The sequence below is a fragment of the Klebsiella sp. B345 genome, from assembly GCF_051131735.1.
Classification (GTDB): Bacteria; Pseudomonadota; Gammaproteobacteria; order Enterobacterales; family Enterobacteriaceae; genus Klebsiella.
This window is the reverse complement of record NZ_CP180443.1, coordinates 2,460,016-2,475,751: the sequence shown is the minus strand read 5'-3', so window position 1 is coordinate 2,475,751 and position 15,736 is coordinate 2,460,016. Positions and strand designations below refer to the sequence as shown.

Sequence of the window (15,736 nt, the reverse complement as noted above, 5' to 3'; positions counted from 1 at the left end):
TAAAAATGAAAGTTCGTGCTTCCGTCAAGAAATTATGCCGTAACTGCAAAATCGTTAAGCGTGATGGTGTCATCCGTGTGATTTGCAGTGCCGAGCCAAAGCATAAACAGCGCCAAGGCTGATTTTTTCGCATATTTTTCTTGCAAAGTTGGATTGAGCTGGCTAGATTAGCCAGCCAATCTTTTGTATGTCTGTACGTTTCCATTTGAGTATCCTGAAAACGGGCTTTTCAGCATGGTGCGTACATATTAAATAGTAGGAGTGCATAGTGGCCCGTATAGCAGGCATTAACATTCCTGATCAAAAACATACCGTAATCGCATTAACTGCAATTTTCGGTATCGGCAAGACCCGCTCTAAAGCCATCTGTGCTGACACGGGTATCGCTGAAAATGTTAAGATCAGTGAGCTGTCTGAAGAACAAATTGAAGCCCTGCGTGAAGCAGTAGGCAAATTTGTCGTTGAAGGTGATCTGCGCCGTGAAATCACCCTGAGCATCAAGCGTCTGATGGACCTTGGTTGCTATCGTGGTTTACGCCATCGTCGTGGTCTTCCGGTTCGCGGTCAGCGTACTAAGACCAACGCACGTACCCGTAAGGGTCCGCGTAAACCGATCAAGAAATAATCGGGGTGATTGAATAATGGCAAAGGCACCAGTTCGTGCACGTAAGCGTGTAAGAAAACAAGTCTCTGATGGCGTGGCTCATGTCCATGCTTCTTTTAACAACACCATCGTTACCATCACTGATCGTCAGGGTAACGCACTGGGTTGGGCAACAGCCGGTGGTTCCGGTTTCCGTGGTTCTCGCAAATCCACTCCGTTTGCAGCTCAGGTTGCAGCAGAGCGTTGCGCTGAAGCCGTAAAAGAATACGGCATCAAGAATCTGGAAGTTATGGTCAAAGGTCCGGGTCCGGGTCGCGAATCTACTATTCGTGCACTGAACGCCGCTGGTTTCCGCATCACTAATATTACTGATGTGACTCCGATCCCTCATAACGGTTGTCGTCCGCCGAAAAAACGTCGCGTATAACGCGCTCGTTTCTAGGATTGTTGGAGAAAGAAAATGGCAAGATATTTGGGTCCTAAGCTCAAGCTGAGCCGTCGTGAGGGCACAGACCTGTTCCTTAAGTCTGGCGTTCGCGCGATCGATACCAAGTGTAAAATTGAACAAGCTCCTGGCCAGCACGGTGCGCGTAAACCGCGTCTGTCTGACTATGGTGTGCAGTTGCGTGAAAAGCAAAAAGTTCGCCGTATGTACGGTGTGCTGGAGCGTCAGTTCCGTAACTACTATAAAGAAGCAGCACGTCTGAAAGGCAACACCGGTGAAAACCTGTTGGCTCTGCTGGAAGGCCGTCTGGACAACGTTGTATACCGTATGGGCTTCGGCGCGACTCGTGCTGAATCACGTCAGCTGGTTAGCCACAAAGCTATCATGGTAAACGGTCGTGTTGTTAACATTGCTTCTTATCAGGTTAAAGCGAACGACGTTGTTAGCATTCGTGAGAAAGCGAAAAAGCAATCTCGCGTGAAAGCCGCTCTGGAGCTGGCTGAGCAGCGTGAAAAGCCAACCTGGCTGGAAGTTGATGCTGGCAAGATGGAAGGTACGTTCAAGCGTCAGCCGGAACGTTCTGATCTGTCTGCGGACATTAACGAACACCTGATCGTCGAGCTTTACTCCAAGTAAAGCTTAGTACCAAAGAGAGGACACAATGCAGGGTTCTGTGACAGAGTTTCTAAAACCGCGCCTGGTCGATATCGAGCAAGTGAGTTCGACGCACGCCAAGGTGACCCTTGAGCCTTTAGAGCGTGGCTTTGGCCATACTCTGGGTAACGCACTGCGCCGTATTCTGCTCTCATCGATGCCGGGTTGCGCGGTGACCGAGGTTGAGATTGATGGTGTACTGCACGAGTACAGCACCAAAGAAGGCGTTCAGGAAGATATCCTTGAAATCCTGCTCAACCTGAAAGGGCTTGCGGTGAGAGTTCAGGGTAAAGATGAAGTCATCCTTACTTTGAATAAATCTGGCATTGGCCCTGTGACCGCAGCCGACATTACCCATGACGGTGATGTCGAAATCGTCAAGCCGCAACATGTGATCTGCCACCTGACCGATGAGAACGCTGCGATTAGCATGCGTATCAAAGTTCAGCGCGGTCGTGGTTATGTGCCGGCTTCTGCCCGAATTCATTCGGAAGAAGATGAGCGCCCAATCGGCCGTCTGCTGGTCGACGCATGCTACAGCCCAGTAGAGCGTATTGCCTACAATGTTGAAGCAGCGCGTGTAGAACAGCGTACCGACCTGGACAAGCTGGTCATCGAAATGGAAACCAACGGCACAATCGATCCTGAAGAGGCGATTCGTCGTGCGGCAACCATCCTGGCAGAACAACTTGAAGCTTTCGTTGACTTACGTGATGTACGTCAGCCGGAAGTTAAAGAAGAGAAACCAGAATTCGATCCGATCCTGCTGCGCCCTGTTGACGATCTCGAATTGACTGTCCGCTCTGCTAACTGCCTCAAGGCAGAAGCTATCCACTATATCGGTGATCTGGTACAGCGTACCGAGGTTGAGTTGCTGAAAACGCCGAACCTGGGTAAAAAATCTCTTACCGAGATTAAAGACGTGCTGGCTTCACGTGGTCTGTCTCTGGGCATGCGCCTGGAAAACTGGCCACCGGCAAGCATTGCTGACGAGTAACCGGATCACAGGTTAAGGTTTTACTGAGAAGGATAAGGTCATGCGCCATCGTAAGAGTGGTCGTCAACTGAACCGCAACAGCAGCCATCGCCAGGCTATGTTCCGTAACATGGCTGGTTCGCTGGTTCGTCATGAAATCATCAAGACGACCCTGCCGAAAGCGAAAGAACTGCGTCGCGTAGTTGAGCCGCTGATTACTCTTGCCAAGACTGATAGCGTTGCTAATCGTCGTCTGGCATTCGCCCGCACTCGTGATAACGAGATCGTGGCAAAACTGTTTAACGAGCTGGGCCCGCGTTTCGCGAGCCGCGCCGGTGGTTACACTCGCATTCTGAAGTGTGGCTTCCGTGCAGGCGACAACGCGCCGATGGCATACATCGAGCTGGTTGATCGTGCTGAGCTGAAAGCAGAAGCTGCTGCAGAGTAATCTGTAGTAACGTAAAAAAACCCGCCTCGGCGGGTTTTTTTATATCCTCGTTATGTTGGCGTCACTACAATAGCTGTATTCTTTTTGTTCATCCCCGGAGCCTTATGATGTGGTTACTGGATCAGTGGGCAGAATGCCATATCCTTGACGCCCAGCGCAAAGGCGAGTTCGACGACCTGCCCGGCCGTGGAGAGCCGCTGACGCTAGACGACGATCTACATGTCCCACCTGAACTGCGTGCCGGCTATCGGCTACTCAAAAACGCCGGTTGTCTTCCACCAGAGCTTGAGCAGCGCCGGGAAGCCGTCGCGCTGATTGATTTACTCAAAGTTGTCCGCCCTGATGACCCACAACACGCTGAATTGAGCCGTCAGCTTGCGTTGCTTGAACTGAAGCTTCGCCAGGCTGGATTGAGTACTGATTTTATACGGGGTGAATATGCGGACAGGCTGTATAACAAAATGAATAAGGAGTAGGCATGTATCGTATTGGTGAACTCGCGAAACTGGCTGATGTGACACCCGACACCATCCGCTACTATGAAAAGCAGCAGATGATGGCTCACGATGTCCGTACCGAAGGTGGTTTTCGGCTGTACACCGAGAAAGATCTCCAGCGTTTGCGGTTTATTCGCTATGCCCGCCAGCTAGGCTTTACGCTGGAAGCGATCCGCGAATTATTGTCGATCCGCGTCGATCCGGAACATCACACTTGTCAGGAATCTAAAGGGATCGTGCAGGCCCGTTTGGGTGAAGTGGAAGCACGTATTAAAGAACTACAATCGATGCGCCGGTCTTTGCAACGACTCAATGACGCCTGTTGCGGGAGTGCGCACAGCAGTGTGTATTGCTCGATTCTTGAGGCGCTTGAGCAGGGGGCAAGTAGCACGACAGGACGTTGATTTTCTCATCGCGCGGATCTACACTCGCGACGATCTTATCCACTATCAGGAGTCATCATGAGCCGCTATCAACATACTAAAGGGCAGATTAAAGACAATGCTATTGAGGCGTTACTGCACGACCCATTATTCAGGCAACGGATTGAAAAAAGTAAGAAGGGGAAAGGTAGTTATCAACGTAAGGACAAACATGCAGGGCGGAATGACCGGGAGGCCAGTGGCAAAAGAGTGATCCACTTTTTTACCACTGGCCTTCTGCTTTCTCCGCTTGATTAAGAACGGTTATTTTGCTCTTTCAACAGATCGCGAATTTCACTTAACAATACTTCTTCTTTCGACGGAGCCGGCGGTGCTGCTGGTGCTTCTTCCTTTTTGCGATTCAGGTTATTCATCAGTTTGATTGCCATAAAAATGGCAAAAGCCACGATCACAAAATCGAAGACATTCTGGATAAACACCCCGTAATGCATCACGACAGCAGGGACATCACCCTGTGCATCGCGCAATGTAACGGCAAAGGATTTAAAATCAATACCGCCAATCAGTAGTCCTAGCGGTGGCATAATAATATCGGCAACCAGTGACGATACAATTTTACCAAATGCTGCACCAATGATGACACCCACTGCTAAATCAACAACATTCCCGCGCATCGCGAAGTCGCGAAACTCTTTTAAAATGCTCATTTTATTCTCCTTGAACCAGCCAACTTAATAAGTTTATCAAATGTATTCCTGTTTGCCATTACTGTTGAATAATTGCTAAAAAATATTATCCATTAATAAGTGCAGGGTAATTAAAGCGGGCGCTGTATTGCCGCCCGCAGTTATTAAAGGAAGAAAGGACTTGGCTGGAACAGGCGTTCGACATCGGAGATAAATTTTTTGTCCGTCAGGAACATAATGACATGGTCGCCCTGTTCAATGCGCAGGTTATTATTGGCAATCATAACATCGTTACCACGGACTACGGCGCCAATGATCGTGCCTGGTGGCAGTTTGATCTCATCGATCGAACGACCAACTACCCGGGAGGTACTTTCATCGCCATGGGCGACAGCTTCAATGGCCTCAGCCACACCGCGGCGTAGTGATGATACGCCAACGATATCCGCTTTACGCACATGACTGAGGAGGGCAGAAATGGTGGCCTGCTGCGGAGATATCGCAATGTCGATCACGCTACCTTGTACCAGATCGACGTACGCTTTCCGTTGGATCAGCACCATCACTTTTTTGGCGCCCATCCGTTTGGCCAGCATGGCGGACATGATGTTCGCTTCGTCATCGTTGGTGACGGCAATGAAAAGATCCACCTGATCAATGTGCTCTTCGGCCAGCAGCTCCTGATCGGAGGCATCGCCATAAAACACGATCGTATTTTGCAATTTCTCGGCAAGTTCAGCGGCTCGTTGCTGATCGCGTTCGATGAGTTTTACGCTGTAATCTTTCTCAAGACGATGAGCCAGACCTGCCCCGATGTTGCCACCACCAACCAGCATGATTCTTTTATAAGGTTTTTCCAGACGCTGCAGTTCACTCATTACCGCGCGGATATGTTGGGATGCGGCAATAAAGAACACCTCATCGCCGGCTTCAACAATCGTTGATCCCTGGGGGCGGATAGGTCTGTCGTGGCGGAAAATGGCCGCGACGCGCGTGTCGATATGTGGCATATGTTCGCGCATGGTTGATAGTGCATTACCGACCAGCGGACCACCGTAGTAGGCTTTCACTACCGCGAGACTGACTTTCCCTTCTGCAAAGTTGACGACCTGCAGCGCACCCGGATACTCAATAAGGCGATAGATATTGTCGATAACTAACTGTTCAGGCGCGATTAGATGGTCAATGGGTACCGCTTCTGAGTGGAACAGTTTTTCGGCATCCCGGACGTAATCCGGCGAGCGGATGCGGGCAATACGATTGGGAGTATTAAAGAGCGAGTAGGCGACCTGGCAGGCCACCATATTGGTCTCATCTGAGCTCGTTACCGCAACCAGCATGTCGGCATCATCAGCGCCGGCTTCACGTAATACCCGGGGGTGGGAACCGTGTCCCTGGACAACGCGAAGGTCGAATTTATCCTGCAGACTGCGCAGGCGATCCCCGTTGGTATCGACCAAGGTAATGTCGTTGTTCTCTCCAACGAGGTTTTCCGCGAGAGTTCCACCTACCTGACCGGCGCCCAGAATAATAATCTTCATCAGCAGTGATCCATTATTTCCGATGTTTGATCAGCTTAGCGTAAAAGAACCCATCACCGTCTTCAGCACCAGGCAAATTTTGCACGCCAGGCTGCTCGGGGGTACCGGTGATGCTGAGTTCGGCATCTGCGGTACGCTTCAGGAACGCCGCAATCTGCTGGCTATTCTCTTCCGGAAGGATTGAACAGGTTGCATAGACCAATGTGCCGCCAGGTTTCAGATGTGACCAGATAGCATCCAGAATTTCTGACTGCAGTCGGGCCAGTTCGGCAATATCGCGGTCGCGGCGTAACCATTTAATATCCGGATGGCGACGAATGACGCCCGTTGCCGAGCAGGGGGCATCAAGCAGAATACGGTCGAATTTTTCATCCTCGCACCACTGGGCGGGATAGCGGCCATCGCCCTGTTTGACCTGGGCTTTCATGCCGAGTCGTTTCAGGTTGTCGTAGACGCGGGACAGGCGTTGTTCGTCAATATCAACGGCCAGTACGTTAGCCTGCGGCGCAACTTCGAGAATATGCGTCGTTTTGCCACCAGGGGCTGCACATAGGTCCAGTATTCTCTCACCGTTTTCCGGGGTTAAATAACGCATGCAGCCCTGAGCTGAAGCATCCTGAACGGTGACCCAGCCCTGGTCGAATCCCGGTAATGCATGGACGGGAGCCGGCGTTGCCAGGCGAACCGCATCAGGGTAATCAGGATGAGTGAACCCCTGTAATCCGGCCTCTTCCAATAATTTCAGCCACTCATCGCGCGAGTGATGATTGCGGTTAACACGCAGCCACATAGGCGGGCGCTGATTATTCGCCTCGGCGATGGATTGCCATTGCTGCGGCCAGGATTTTTTCAGGCGGTTAAGCAACCAGGCGGGGTGGAGAAAGCGGCTCTCGCCCTGGGCAAATTCGGCCAGCAGGGTTTCCTGTTGACGCTGAAACTGGCGTAATACGCCGTTGATGAGCCCTTTCAGTTGCGGACGTTTGATCGCTACCGCGCCTTCAACGGTCTCTGCTAGCGCAGCATGAGCCGGAATGCGGGTATAGAGCAGCTGATAAAACCCGACCATAATTAAATAGTGAATAGTACGCTGTTTGCCCGTCATCGGGCGCGCCATCAGCTTGTTAACCAGCCATTCCAGCTGGCTCAGCGTGCGTAGTACGCCAAAGCACAACTCTTGCAGCAGTGCTTTGTCTTTTTCTCCAACCTTCTGCTGTAACGGTGGCAGAACGTTGCTCAACGACTGGCCTTGTTCGACAACCTGCTCAACGGCCTGTGCCGCCAGACTGCGTAAATTAAAATTTTTTTTCATAGTCGCAAAATAAAAATGCCCGGTAAATCCGGGCGTTAGAATTGATTACTGTCAGGATAGACGGTTGCCAGGAGTAAACCATTCCCGTCGAGAATTTAGCAGGTCCTGGGCGCTCATCGCTTTTTTACCCGCAGGCTGCAACGATTCCAGATTCAGGATGCCGTTGCCTGTTGCGACCTGGATGCCTTGCTTACCAGCGGCTACGATGGTGCCTGGTGCAGCGCTGCTGGTTTCAGCAATCACAGATGCCTGCCAGACTTTCACCGGTTGCTCGTCAATTTCAAGCCAGCTCATCGGCCACGGGTTGAAGGCACGAATGCAGCGCTCGAGTTGGGCAGCGGAAAGTGACCAGTCAATACGGGCTTCTTCTTTGCTGAGCTTCTCTGCGTAGGTTACAACTGCCTCGTCCTGTACTTCCGGCTGAGTGGTGCCATTCGCCAACTGGGTTAATGTTTCCAGTAATCCCTGCGGGCCGAGAGCCGCGAGCTTGTCATACAGGCTCGCGCTGGTATCCTGTGCCGTGATCGGGCAGGAGAGTTTGTGCAGCATGTCTCCGGTATCCAGACCAACATCCATCTGCATGATGGTCACACCGGTTTCCGCGTCACCCGCCCAGAGCGAGCGTTGGATCGGTGCTGCCCCACGCCAGCGTGGTAACAATGAGCCATGTACGTTGATGCAGCCCAGGCGCGGCATATCCAACACCGCTTTAGGCAGAATCAATCCGTAGGCCACGACAACCATGACATCGGCGTTCAGCGACGCAACCAATTGCTGATTTTCTTGCGGGCGCAAGGAAACAGGCTGAAATACCGGCAGATTGTGGCTCTCAGCGAGGGCTTTTACCGGCCCCGGCATCAGCTTTTTGCCGCGGCCAGCAGGGCGATCCGGCTGGGTAAATACGCCAACAACCTGGTGCTCAGACGACAACAGCGCATCAAGATGACGCGCTGCAAAATCAGGGGTTCCCGCAAAAATGATACGTAGTGATTGTGACACGTTAGTCCTTGTCCTCAGGCACGCGTACGCAAACGATCCAGTTTTTCAACTTTCTGACGGATACGCTGTTGCTTAAGCGGTGACAGATAATCGATAAACAGCTTGCCTACCAGGTGATCCATTTCATGTTGGATGCAGATAGCCAGCAGACCGTCAGCCTCCAGTTCGAACGACTTGCCTTCGCGATCTAATGCGCGAATTTTCACGGTTTCGGCACGTGGGACCAGCGCTCGTTGTTCCGGGATCGACAGGCAACCCTCTTCGATACCCGTTTCACCGTCCTTTTCCAGCAGCTCAGGGTTGATTAACACCAGCTGCTGTTCGCGGTTCTCAGAAACATCAATGACGATAATCCGCTGATGGACGTCTACTTGAGTGGCGGCCAGGCCAATACCTTCTTCCGCGTACATCGTCTCGAACATATCATCGACGATACGCTGAATTTCTGCATTCACTTCTTTTACCGGTTCAGCGACTTTGCGAAGGCGCTCGTCCGGGATATGTAACACTTGCAAAACTGCCATAAAGATCCAGAGTCGTATTCAGGAGTGGATAAGATTATTAGCTCTATTCTAGACAAAACCCCCTGCAATTGACAGTCTCGCTCTCCAATCACAAGGATTGTCAAAGCCACTTATGGCAGGGGATAAGGATGGCGCCTACAGAGATTTGGTTGCGCCTGATGAAGGTGAACAACCTTTATGGTGATAGCATGATGTGGACTGCCAGGAGACTGTGTGCGGCCCCTACACTTGATAGCGAGGCCCTCGGTGCCTGTGGCTTGAGTAGCGCGCAGGCTGGACAATTTATGTCCTTGAGCCAGCAACAGCTTGATTCTGCACTATTGTGGCTGGAACAGCCCGGGCACCATCTGCTGCTGGCCGACCATCCATACTATCCACCGCAGCTACGTGCGATCGTTGATTATCCTGGCGCGCTTTTCGTCTGCGGGGAATTACCCCTTCTCAGCAGCGTTCAACTGGCGATTGTTGGTAGTCGTGCACATTCCTGGTACGGCGCGCGTTGGGGACGGCAGTTCAGTGAACTGCTGGCGTCTCGTGGCATCACGATTACCAGTGGTCTGGCGCTCGGCATTGATGGTGTCGCTCACCGCGGTGCACTGGACGCGCAAGGGAAGACTATTGGCGTACTCGGCAATGGATTAGAGGCGATTTACCCACGTCGTCATCGTGCACTAGCAACGCAAATAGTGGATAGCGGTGGCGCGTTGTTGTCAGAATTCCCCCTCGCTGCGGCTCCGCTACCGGGGAATTTCCCTCGTCGCAACCGGATCATCAGCGGGCTTAGTGTCGGTGTTGTAGTGATTGAGGCCGCTTTGAGAAGTGGCTCCCTGGTAACCGTTCGCTGCGCATTAGAGCAGGGCAGAGAAGTTTTTGCGCTACCCGGACCGGTGGGTAATCCCGGCTCAGAAGGGCCACATTGGTTAATTAAGCAAGGGGCCGTCCCCGTGACGTCGGCGGAAGATATCATTGAATACTGCCGGCAGGAGCTACAATGGTTCCCTGATACACCTGACAATATAAATAATTGCGTGGATCGGCCTCCCATGGCATTGCCATTTCCAGAGCTCCTGGCTAACGTAGGAGATGAGGTAACACCTGTTGACGTTGTCGCTGAACGTGCCGGCCAATCTGTGCCAGTGACCGTAGCTCAGCTACTTGAACTGGAGTTAGCAGGCTGGATCGCAGCTGTACCCGGCGGCTATGTCCGATTAAGGAGGGCAAGCCATGTTCGACGTACTCATGTATTTGTTTGAGACTTACATTCAAAACGAAGCAGAAATGCGCGTGGACCAGGACAAACTGACCCGTGATCTGACTGATGCAGGTTTTGATCGGGAAGATATCTATAACGCGCTGATGTGGCTCGAGAAACTGGCTGATTATCAGGAAGGTCTCGTTGAACCCATGCAGCTTGCGTCAGACCCGCTCTCTTTGCGGATTTACACCGAAGAAGAGTGCTTGCGTCTGGATGCCAGTTGCCGAGGATTTTTATTATTCCTCGAGCAGATTCAGGTGTTGAACCTCGAAACACGAGAAATGGTGATAGAGCGTGTGTTAGCGCTGGATACAGCAGAGTTCGATCTGGAAGACCTGAAATGGGTGATTCTGATGGTGCTGTTTAACATTCCAGGCTGTGAAAATGCCTATCAACAAATGGAAGAATTACTCTTCGAAGTAAATGAAGGTATGCTGCATTAATCTTTTTGCAGCAACATCGAGTTGTTATGACCAAATCAGCACTGTTTTCGGTGCGTAAAAATGAGCCCTGCCCACAGTGTGGGGCTGAACTGGTAATTCGCTCCGGGAAACACGGGCCGTTTCTCGGCTGCTCACACTATCCGGACTGTGATTATGTCCGTCCCCTGAAAAACCAGGCGGACGGGCATATCGTAAAAGTGCTGGAGGGGCAGGCATGTCCGTCTTGTGGCGCTGTTATGGTGTTACGCCAGGGGCGCTTCGGGATGTTTATTGGCTGCAGCCGTTATCCGGAATGCGAACATACCGAAACTATCGATAAACCCGACGAAACCGCGATAGCCTGCCCACAGTGTGGACAGGGGCAGCTGGTTCAGCGTCGCTCTCGTTTCGGCAAAACATTCCATTCCTGCGATCGTTACCCCGATTGCCAGTTCGTTATCAACTTCAAACCGGTAGCGGGTGAATGTCCTGAATGCCACTATCCGCTATTAATCGAAAAGAAAACGGCACAGGGCGTAAAATGCTTTTGTGCCAGTAAGCAATGTGGAAAGCCGATCCCGGCGGAATAAATCAGTGAATAATAACCTGCACTCAGAAACCGTCGCCCATGCCGTGGCGGTTCTACATAATGAACATGTCATCGCCTATCCGACAGAAGCCGTTTTTGGTGTTGGTTGCGATCCTGACAGCGAAAAGGCTGTTATGCGTCTGCTGGAGCTCAAACAGCGTCCCGTCGATAAAGGTCTCATTTTGATCGCCGCGAATTTTGAGCAACTGAAACCTTATATTGATGATTCGCAGCTCAATGACGAACAGCGTGCGGCGATTAACGCCTGCTGGCCTGGTCCCGTAACCTTTGTTTTCCCTGCTAATGTTTCAACCCCTCGCTGGTTAACCGGCCGCTTTGATTCTCTGGCCGTGCGTGTTAGCGATCATCCGTTGGTGATCGCGCTGTGCGAGGCTTATGGTAAACCGCTGGTCTCAACCAGTGCCAATTTATCCGGTCAGCCTCCTTGCCGCACTACGGCAGAGGTTCTGGCGCAGTTTGGCGCTGATTTCCCGGTAGTTGATGGTCCGACAGGCGGCCGTCAAAACCCGTCTGAAATTCGCGATGCCCTGACGGGTGAACGCTTTCGCCAGGGGTAAATAATGGAAACCTATGCAGTCTTCGGAAATCCGATAGCCCACAGCAAGTCCCCTTCTATTCACCAGCGTTTTGCGCAGCAGCTGCAGATTGCTCACCCGTATGGCCGTATCCTGGCGCCGACAGACAGTTTTATAAACACTCTGAATACTTTCTTTGCTGAAGGTGGGAAAGGGGCGAATATTACCGTGCCGTTCAAGGAAGAAGCGTTTGCCCGTGCGGATGAGCTCACTGAACGCGCGGCGTTAGCCGGGGCAGTGAATACCCTGAAGCGACTAGAGGACGGGCGTTTGTTGGGGGATAACACTGACGGGATTGGGTTGTTGAGCGATCTGGAGCGGCTAGGATTCATTAAGCCAGGTTATCGGGTATTGCTCATCGGTGCGGGTGGCGCATCACGCGGTGTTCTACTGCCGCTTCTGTCACTGGATTGTGCGGTGACGATTGTTAACCGCACCTTCGCGCGTGCCCAGGAGCTGGCAACTCTGTTCGCACACACCGGCAGTATTTGCGCTCTGGAGATGGAGTCGCTGGCTGGACATGAGTTTGACCTCATTATTAATGCGACCTCCAGCGGCATCAGCGGCGAAGTGCCAGCCATCCCAGTTTCATTAATAAATGCCCAGGTCCATTGTTATGACATGTTTTACCAGAAAGGCAGCACGCCGTTTCTGTGCTGGTGTCAGCAGCATGGCGCTAAAATGTATGCCGATGGTTTAGGGATGCTGGTGGCACAGGCTGCTCACGCGGTACTGCTCTGGCATGGCGTTCTGCCGGAAATTGCACCGGTTATCCAGGAACTGGATCAGGAACTGAACGCGTGAATCAGGCGATCCAGTTTCCCGACAGGGAAGAGTGGGATAGTGACCGACAATGTGTCACCTTCCCGGTCCTGGTACAGGGGTTCCAGCTCACTTGCGCAATCCGCGGCGCGACATTAAAGCAGCGCTTTGGTGGTGATGAGCCGGGGCAGTGGCTGGACGCGTTCCGCGAGCATCGTTGGGATCTGGAAGATGAAGCTGACGAATTGATCCGCGACCAGCAGGAAGACGATCAAGGCTGGGTCTGGTTTTCCTGATCCAGATAATCGTTTTTCCATTTCACATAGTTGTTGGCTGAATACAGAAGACCAGCCCGCTCCGCCTCCGTCAGGGGGCGAATTTGTTTTACCGGGTTACCAAAATAGAGATAGCCGCTTTCCAGACGTTTATTTTGCGGTACCAGACTACCGGCACCAATCATCACGTCATCTTCTATAACGACGCCATCCAGCAAAATTGAACCCATCCCGACCAGGACTCGATTGCCAATAGTGCAACCATGCAGCATAACCTTGTGACCAACGGTGACATCTTCGCCGATGAGTAGCGGGTTCCCCTGCGGGTTATAGGATGATTTATGGGTGACGTGCAGGACGCTCCCGTCCTGAATGTTCGTGCGGGCGCCGATTTCCACATAGTTAACATCCCCGCGAATAGCGACCAATGGCCAGATGCTGACATCGTCAGCCATTCGGACATCGCCGATCGCCACGCTGGTCGCATCGATCATGACGCGCAGGCCGGTTTGCGGGAACAAATCTTTATACGGACGTAAATTGGCGGACATGATTACCTCAATAAACCAGGGTTGTATAAAGACTTTGGTGGCTTTTAAGGCCATCTGCAACCCTTTATTGTGGTAAAAACTGAACGAATTGGGTAATAACACCGCGAAAAGGGTGAAAAACCATCACTTGGAAAAAAAGATCGATAAAAGGCTTGTGCAAAAAAATCGGATCCCTATAATGCGCTCCCACTGACACGGCAAATGTGAACAACTTCACAGAGTAAGCCGGGTCGGAAAGAGAAAAACTTCTGAAAATGAGGTTGACTCTGAAAGAGGAAAGCGTAATATACGCCACCTCGCGACAGAGCGCTAAGCGCCGTCGCACTGCTCTTTAACAATTTATCAGACAATCTGTGTGGGCACTCAAAGTGACATGGATTCTTAACGTCCTCGGACGAAAAATGAATACCAAGTCTCTGAGTGAACATACGTAATTCATTACGAAGTTTAATTCACGAGCATCAAACTTAAATTGAAGAGTTTGATCATGGCTCAGATTGAACGCTGGCGGCAGGCCTAACACATGCAAGTCGAGCGGTAGCACAGGAGAGCTTGCTCTCTGGGTGACGAGCGGCGGACGGGTGAGTAATGTCTGGGAAACTGCCTGATGGAGGGGGATAACTACTGGAAACGGTAGCTAATACCGCATAACGTCGCAAGACCAAAGTGGGGGACCTTCGGGCCTCATGCCATCAGATGTGCCCAGATGGGATTAGCTAGTAGGTGGGGTAATGGCTCACCTAGGCGACGATCCCTAGCTGGTCTGAGAGGATGACCAGCCACACTGGAACTGAGACACGGTCCAGACTCCTACGGGAGGCAGCAGTGGGGAATATTGCACAATGGGCGCAAGCCTGATGCAGCCATGCCGCGTGTATGAAGAAGGCCTTCGGGTTGTAAAGTACTTTCAGCGAGGAGGAAGGCATTAAGGTTAATAACCTTAGTGATTGACGTTACTCGCAGAAGAAGCACCGGCTAACTCCGTGCCAGCAGCCGCGGTAATACGGAGGGTGCAAGCGTTAATCGGAATTACTGGGCGTAAAGCGCACGCAGGCGGTTTGTTAAGTCAGATGTGAAATCCCCGGGCTCAACCTGGGAACTGCATTTGAAACTGGCAAGCTTGAGTCTTGTAGAGGGGGTAGAATTCCAGGTGTAGCGGTGAAATGCGTAGAGATCTGGAGGAATACCGGTGGCGAAGGCGGCCCCCTGGACAAAGACTGACGCTCAGGTGCGAAAGCGTGGGGAGCAAACAGGATTAGATACCCTGGTAGTCCACGCTGTAAACGATGTCGACTTGGAGGTTGTTCCCTTGAGGAGTGGCTTCCGGAGCTAACGCGTTAAGTCGACCGCCTGGGGAGTACGGCCGCAAGGTTAAAACTCAAATGAATTGACGGGGGCCCGCACAAGCGGTGGAGCATGTGGTTTAATTCGATGCAACGCGAAGAACCTTACCTACTCTTGACATCCAGAGAACTTAGCAGAGATGCTTTGGTGCCTTCGGGAACTCTGAGACAGGTGCTGCATGGCTGTCGTCAGCTCGTGTTGTGAAATGTTGGGTTAAGTCCCGCAACGAGCGCAACCCTTATCCTTTGTTGCCAGCGGTCCGGCCGGGAACTCAAAGGAGACTGCCAGTGATAAACTGGAGGAAGGTGGGGATGACGTCAAGTCATCATGGCCCTTACGAGTAGGGCTACACACGTGCTACAATGGCATATACAAAGAGAAGCGACCTCGCGAGAGCAAGCGGACCTCATAAAGTATGTCGTAGTCCGGATTGGAGTCTGCAACTCGACTCCATGAAGTCGGAATCGCTAGTAATCGTAGATCAGAATGCTACGGTGAATACGTTCCCGGGCCTTGTACACACCGCCCGTCACACCATGGGAGTGGGTTGCAAAAGAAGTAGGTAGCTTAACCTTCGGGAGGGCGCTTACCACTTTGTGATTCATGACTGGGGTGAAGTCGTAACAAGGTAACCGTAGGGGAACCTGCGGTTGGATCACCTCCTTACCTGAAAGAACCTGCCTTTGTAGTGTCCACACAGATTGTCTGATGAATGATAAATTTCAAAATGTACTGTGAAGTGCATTGTGAAATTTTGCTCTTTAAAAATCTGGATCAAGCTGAAAATTGAAACGACACACTGTTTCCTTTCTCCGTAATAAGAAAGGAAAAGCGGTGTGTTCGAGTCTCTCAAATTTTCGCAATGCGAACTGTTTT

21 protein-coding genes and 1 rRNA gene are annotated in these 15,736 nt (G+C 51.7%); 16 read left to right on the top strand and 6 right to left on the bottom strand.

What is annotated here, in order from left to right:
- The first annotated feature begins 5 nt into the window (after positions 1-5).
- The 9 genes from rpmJ to ACMYSO_RS11635 all read left to right on the top strand — a co-directional run bounded on the left by rpmJ (position 6) and on the right by ACMYSO_RS11635 (position 4,304).
- Positions 6-122 (top strand): 50S ribosomal protein L36, encoded by a 117-nt coding sequence (gene rpmJ, locus ACMYSO_RS11675; protein WP_000868187.1) that lies wholly within the window; start codon positions 6-8, stop codon positions 120-122.
- Positions 123-268: 146 nt separating this feature from the next.
- On the top strand, positions 269-625 hold the full coding sequence (rpsM, locus tag ACMYSO_RS11670) for a 30S ribosomal protein S13 (RefSeq protein ID WP_123753631.1): 357 nt from the start codon (positions 269-271) through the stop codon (positions 623-625).
- A gap of 16 nt (positions 626-641) precedes the next feature.
- Positions 642-1,031 carry a 30S ribosomal protein S11 gene (gene rpsK, locus ACMYSO_RS11665; RefSeq protein ID WP_004138423.1) on the top strand — a complete coding sequence of 130 codons (390 nt, stop codon included), beginning with the start codon at positions 642-644 and terminating at the stop codon, positions 1,029-1,031.
- A gap of 33 nt (positions 1,032-1,064) precedes the next feature.
- Positions 1,065-1,685: a 30S ribosomal protein S4 gene (gene rpsD / locus ACMYSO_RS11660; protein WP_004868345.1), complete on the top strand. Its 621-nt coding sequence runs from the start codon at positions 1,065-1,067 to the stop codon at positions 1,683-1,685.
- Positions 1,686-1,710: 25 nt separating this feature from the next.
- Positions 1,711-2,700, top strand: a complete 990-nt coding sequence (locus ACMYSO_RS11655; protein WP_002919219.1) for a DNA-directed RNA polymerase subunit alpha — start codon at positions 1,711-1,713, stop codon at positions 2,698-2,700.
- A gap of 40 nt (positions 2,701-2,740) precedes the next feature.
- Positions 2,741-3,127 (top strand): 50S ribosomal protein L17, encoded by a 387-nt coding sequence (gene rplQ, locus ACMYSO_RS11650; RefSeq protein ID WP_004868344.1) that lies wholly within the window; start codon positions 2,741-2,743, stop codon positions 3,125-3,127.
- A 107-nt stretch (positions 3,128-3,234) separates the two neighbouring features.
- A complete protein-coding gene (locus ACMYSO_RS11645; RefSeq protein WP_434670790.1) occupies positions 3,235-3,603 on the top strand; it encodes a DUF1992 domain-containing protein in 369 nt (122 codons plus the stop codon).
- 2 nt (positions 3,604-3,605) lie between these two features.
- Positions 3,606-4,028, top strand: coding sequence for a Zn(2+)-responsive transcriptional regulator (gene zntR / locus ACMYSO_RS11640; protein WP_174510507.1), 423 nt, complete (start codon positions 3,606-3,608; stop codon positions 4,026-4,028).
- Between the two features lie 57 nt (positions 4,029-4,085).
- Positions 4,086-4,304, top strand: coding sequence for an alternative ribosome-rescue factor A (locus tag ACMYSO_RS11635; RefSeq protein ID WP_434670587.1), 219 nt, complete (start codon positions 4,086-4,088; stop codon positions 4,302-4,304).
- Here ACMYSO_RS11635 and mscL read toward each other — a convergent pair.
- The 5 genes from mscL to def form a co-directional block, all read right to left on the bottom strand.
- Positions 4,301-4,714 carry a large-conductance mechanosensitive channel protein MscL gene (gene mscL / locus ACMYSO_RS11630; RefSeq protein ID WP_434670586.1) on the bottom strand — a complete coding sequence of 138 codons (414 nt, stop codon included), beginning with the start codon at positions 4,712-4,714 and terminating at the stop codon, positions 4,301-4,303. The genes ACMYSO_RS11635 and mscL overlap by 4 nt on opposite strands.
- Before the next feature lie 143 nt (positions 4,715-4,857).
- Positions 4,858-6,234 (bottom strand): Trk system potassium transporter TrkA, encoded by a 1,377-nt coding sequence (gene trkA / locus ACMYSO_RS11625; RefSeq protein ID WP_434582807.1) that lies wholly within the window; start codon positions 6,232-6,234, stop codon positions 4,858-4,860.
- 13 nt (positions 6,235-6,247) lie between these two features.
- Positions 6,248-7,543 (bottom strand): 16S rRNA (cytosine(967)-C(5))-methyltransferase RsmB, encoded by a 1,296-nt coding sequence (rsmB, locus tag ACMYSO_RS11620; RefSeq protein WP_434670585.1) that lies wholly within the window; start codon positions 7,541-7,543, stop codon positions 6,248-6,250.
- A 51-nt stretch (positions 7,544-7,594) separates the two neighbouring features.
- A complete protein-coding gene (gene fmt / locus ACMYSO_RS11615) occupies positions 7,595-8,542 on the bottom strand; it encodes a methionyl-tRNA formyltransferase (RefSeq protein ID WP_434670584.1) in 948 nt (315 codons plus the stop codon).
- 14 nt (positions 8,543-8,556) lie between these two features.
- Positions 8,557-9,066 (bottom strand): peptide deformylase, encoded by a 510-nt coding sequence (gene def, locus ACMYSO_RS11610; protein ID WP_123753623.1) that lies wholly within the window; start codon positions 9,064-9,066, stop codon positions 8,557-8,559.
- A gap of 128 nt (positions 9,067-9,194) precedes the next feature.
- Here def and dprA point away from each other — a divergent pair, with 128 nt between their 5' ends.
- From dprA to ACMYSO_RS11580, 6 genes are read left to right on the top strand one after another with little or no spacing between them, the layout of a single operon-like run.
- The gene (dprA, locus tag ACMYSO_RS11605; protein ID WP_434670582.1) at positions 9,195-10,319 is read left to right on the top strand and encodes a DNA-protecting protein DprA; all 1,125 of its coding nucleotides are present in this window, start codon (positions 9,195-9,197) and stop codon (positions 10,317-10,319) included.
- Positions 10,291-10,764 (top strand): DUF494 family protein Smg, encoded by a 474-nt coding sequence (gene smg, locus ACMYSO_RS11600; RefSeq protein ID WP_123753621.1) that lies wholly within the window; start codon positions 10,291-10,293, stop codon positions 10,762-10,764. The genes dprA and smg overlap by 29 nt, the downstream gene beginning before the upstream one ends.
- Before the next feature lie 26 nt (positions 10,765-10,790).
- Complete coding sequence (locus tag ACMYSO_RS11595; RefSeq protein ID WP_434670580.1) at positions 10,791-11,333, top strand: topoisomerase DNA-binding C4 zinc finger domain-containing protein; 543 nt, start codon at positions 10,791-10,793, stop codon at positions 11,331-11,333.
- Positions 11,334-11,337: 4 nt separating this feature from the next.
- On the top strand, positions 11,338-11,910 hold the full coding sequence (gene tsaC, locus ACMYSO_RS11590) for an L-threonylcarbamoyladenylate synthase type 1 TsaC (RefSeq protein WP_434670579.1): 573 nt from the start codon (positions 11,338-11,340) through the stop codon (positions 11,908-11,910).
- A gap of 3 nt (positions 11,911-11,913) precedes the next feature.
- A complete protein-coding gene (gene aroE, locus ACMYSO_RS11585) occupies positions 11,914-12,732 on the top strand; it encodes a shikimate dehydrogenase (RefSeq protein ID WP_434670578.1) in 819 nt (272 codons plus the stop codon).
- Positions 12,729-12,986, top strand: a complete 258-nt coding sequence (locus ACMYSO_RS11580; RefSeq protein WP_434670576.1) for a DUF1488 domain-containing protein — start codon at positions 12,729-12,731, stop codon at positions 12,984-12,986. Before aroE ends, ACMYSO_RS11580 begins: the two co-directional genes overlap by 4 nt.
- Here ACMYSO_RS11580 and ACMYSO_RS11575 read toward each other — a convergent pair.
- Positions 12,962-13,516, bottom strand: coding sequence for a gamma carbonic anhydrase family protein (locus ACMYSO_RS11575; RefSeq protein WP_123753638.1), 555 nt, complete (start codon positions 13,514-13,516; stop codon positions 12,962-12,964). The two genes, ACMYSO_RS11580 and ACMYSO_RS11575, sit on opposite strands and share 25 nt — an antisense overlap.
- Positions 13,517-13,985: 469 nt before the next feature.
- Here ACMYSO_RS11575 and ACMYSO_RS11570 point away from each other — a divergent pair.
- A 16S ribosomal RNA gene (locus ACMYSO_RS11570) occupies positions 13,986-15,526 on the top strand.
- Positions 15,527-15,736: the final 210 nt, after the last annotated feature.

Excerpts from the sequence above, each read along its gene's own strand:
- rpmJ (WP_000868187.1), top strand. The coding sequence starts at position 6 with ATGAAAGTTCGTGCTTCCGTCAAGAAATTATGCCGTAACTGCAAAATC.
- rpsK (WP_004138423.1), top strand. The coding sequence starts at position 642 with ATGGCAAAGGCACCAGTTCGTGCACGTAAGCGTGTAAGAAAACAAGTC.
- rpsD (WP_004868345.1), top strand. The coding sequence starts at position 1,065 with ATGGCAAGATATTTGGGTCCTAAGCTCAAGCTGAGCCGTCGTGAGGGC.
- ACMYSO_RS11655 (WP_002919219.1), top strand. The coding sequence starts at position 1,711 with ATGCAGGGTTCTGTGACAGAGTTTCTAAAACCGCGCCTGGTCGATATC.
- rplQ (WP_004868344.1), top strand. The coding sequence starts at position 2,741 with ATGCGCCATCGTAAGAGTGGTCGTCAACTGAACCGCAACAGCAGCCAT.
- ACMYSO_RS11645 (WP_434670790.1), top strand. The coding sequence starts at position 3,235 with ATGTGGTTACTGGATCAGTGGGCAGAATGCCATATCCTTGACGCCCAG.
- zntR (WP_174510507.1), top strand. The coding sequence starts at position 3,606 with ATGTATCGTATTGGTGAACTCGCGAAACTGGCTGATGTGACACCCGAC.
- ACMYSO_RS11635 (WP_434670587.1), top strand. The coding sequence starts at position 4,086 with ATGAGCCGCTATCAACATACTAAAGGGCAGATTAAAGACAATGCTATT.
- mscL (WP_434670586.1), bottom strand. The coding sequence starts at position 4,714 with ATGAGCATTTTAAAAGAGTTTCGCGACTTCGCGATGCGCGGGAATGTT.
- trkA (WP_434582807.1), bottom strand. The coding sequence starts at position 6,234 with ATGAAGATTATTATTCTGGGCGCCGGTCAGGTAGGTGGAACTCTCGCG.
- rsmB (WP_434670585.1), bottom strand. The coding sequence starts at position 7,543 with ATGAAAAAAAATTTTAATTTACGCAGTCTGGCGGCACAGGCCGTTGAG.
- def (WP_123753623.1), bottom strand. The coding sequence starts at position 9,066 with ATGGCAGTTTTGCAAGTGTTACATATCCCGGACGAGCGCCTTCGCAAA.
- dprA (WP_434670582.1), top strand. The coding sequence starts at position 9,195 with ATGGCGCCTACAGAGATTTGGTTGCGCCTGATGAAGGTGAACAACCTT.
- smg (WP_123753621.1), top strand. The coding sequence starts at position 10,291 with ATGTTCGACGTACTCATGTATTTGTTTGAGACTTACATTCAAAACGAA.
- ACMYSO_RS11595 (WP_434670580.1), top strand. The coding sequence starts at position 10,791 with ATGACCAAATCAGCACTGTTTTCGGTGCGTAAAAATGAGCCCTGCCCA.
- aroE (WP_434670578.1), top strand. The coding sequence starts at position 11,914 with ATGGAAACCTATGCAGTCTTCGGAAATCCGATAGCCCACAGCAAGTCC.
- ACMYSO_RS11575 (WP_123753638.1), bottom strand. The coding sequence starts at position 13,516 with ATGTCCGCCAATTTACGTCCGTATAAAGATTTGTTCCCGCAAACCGGC.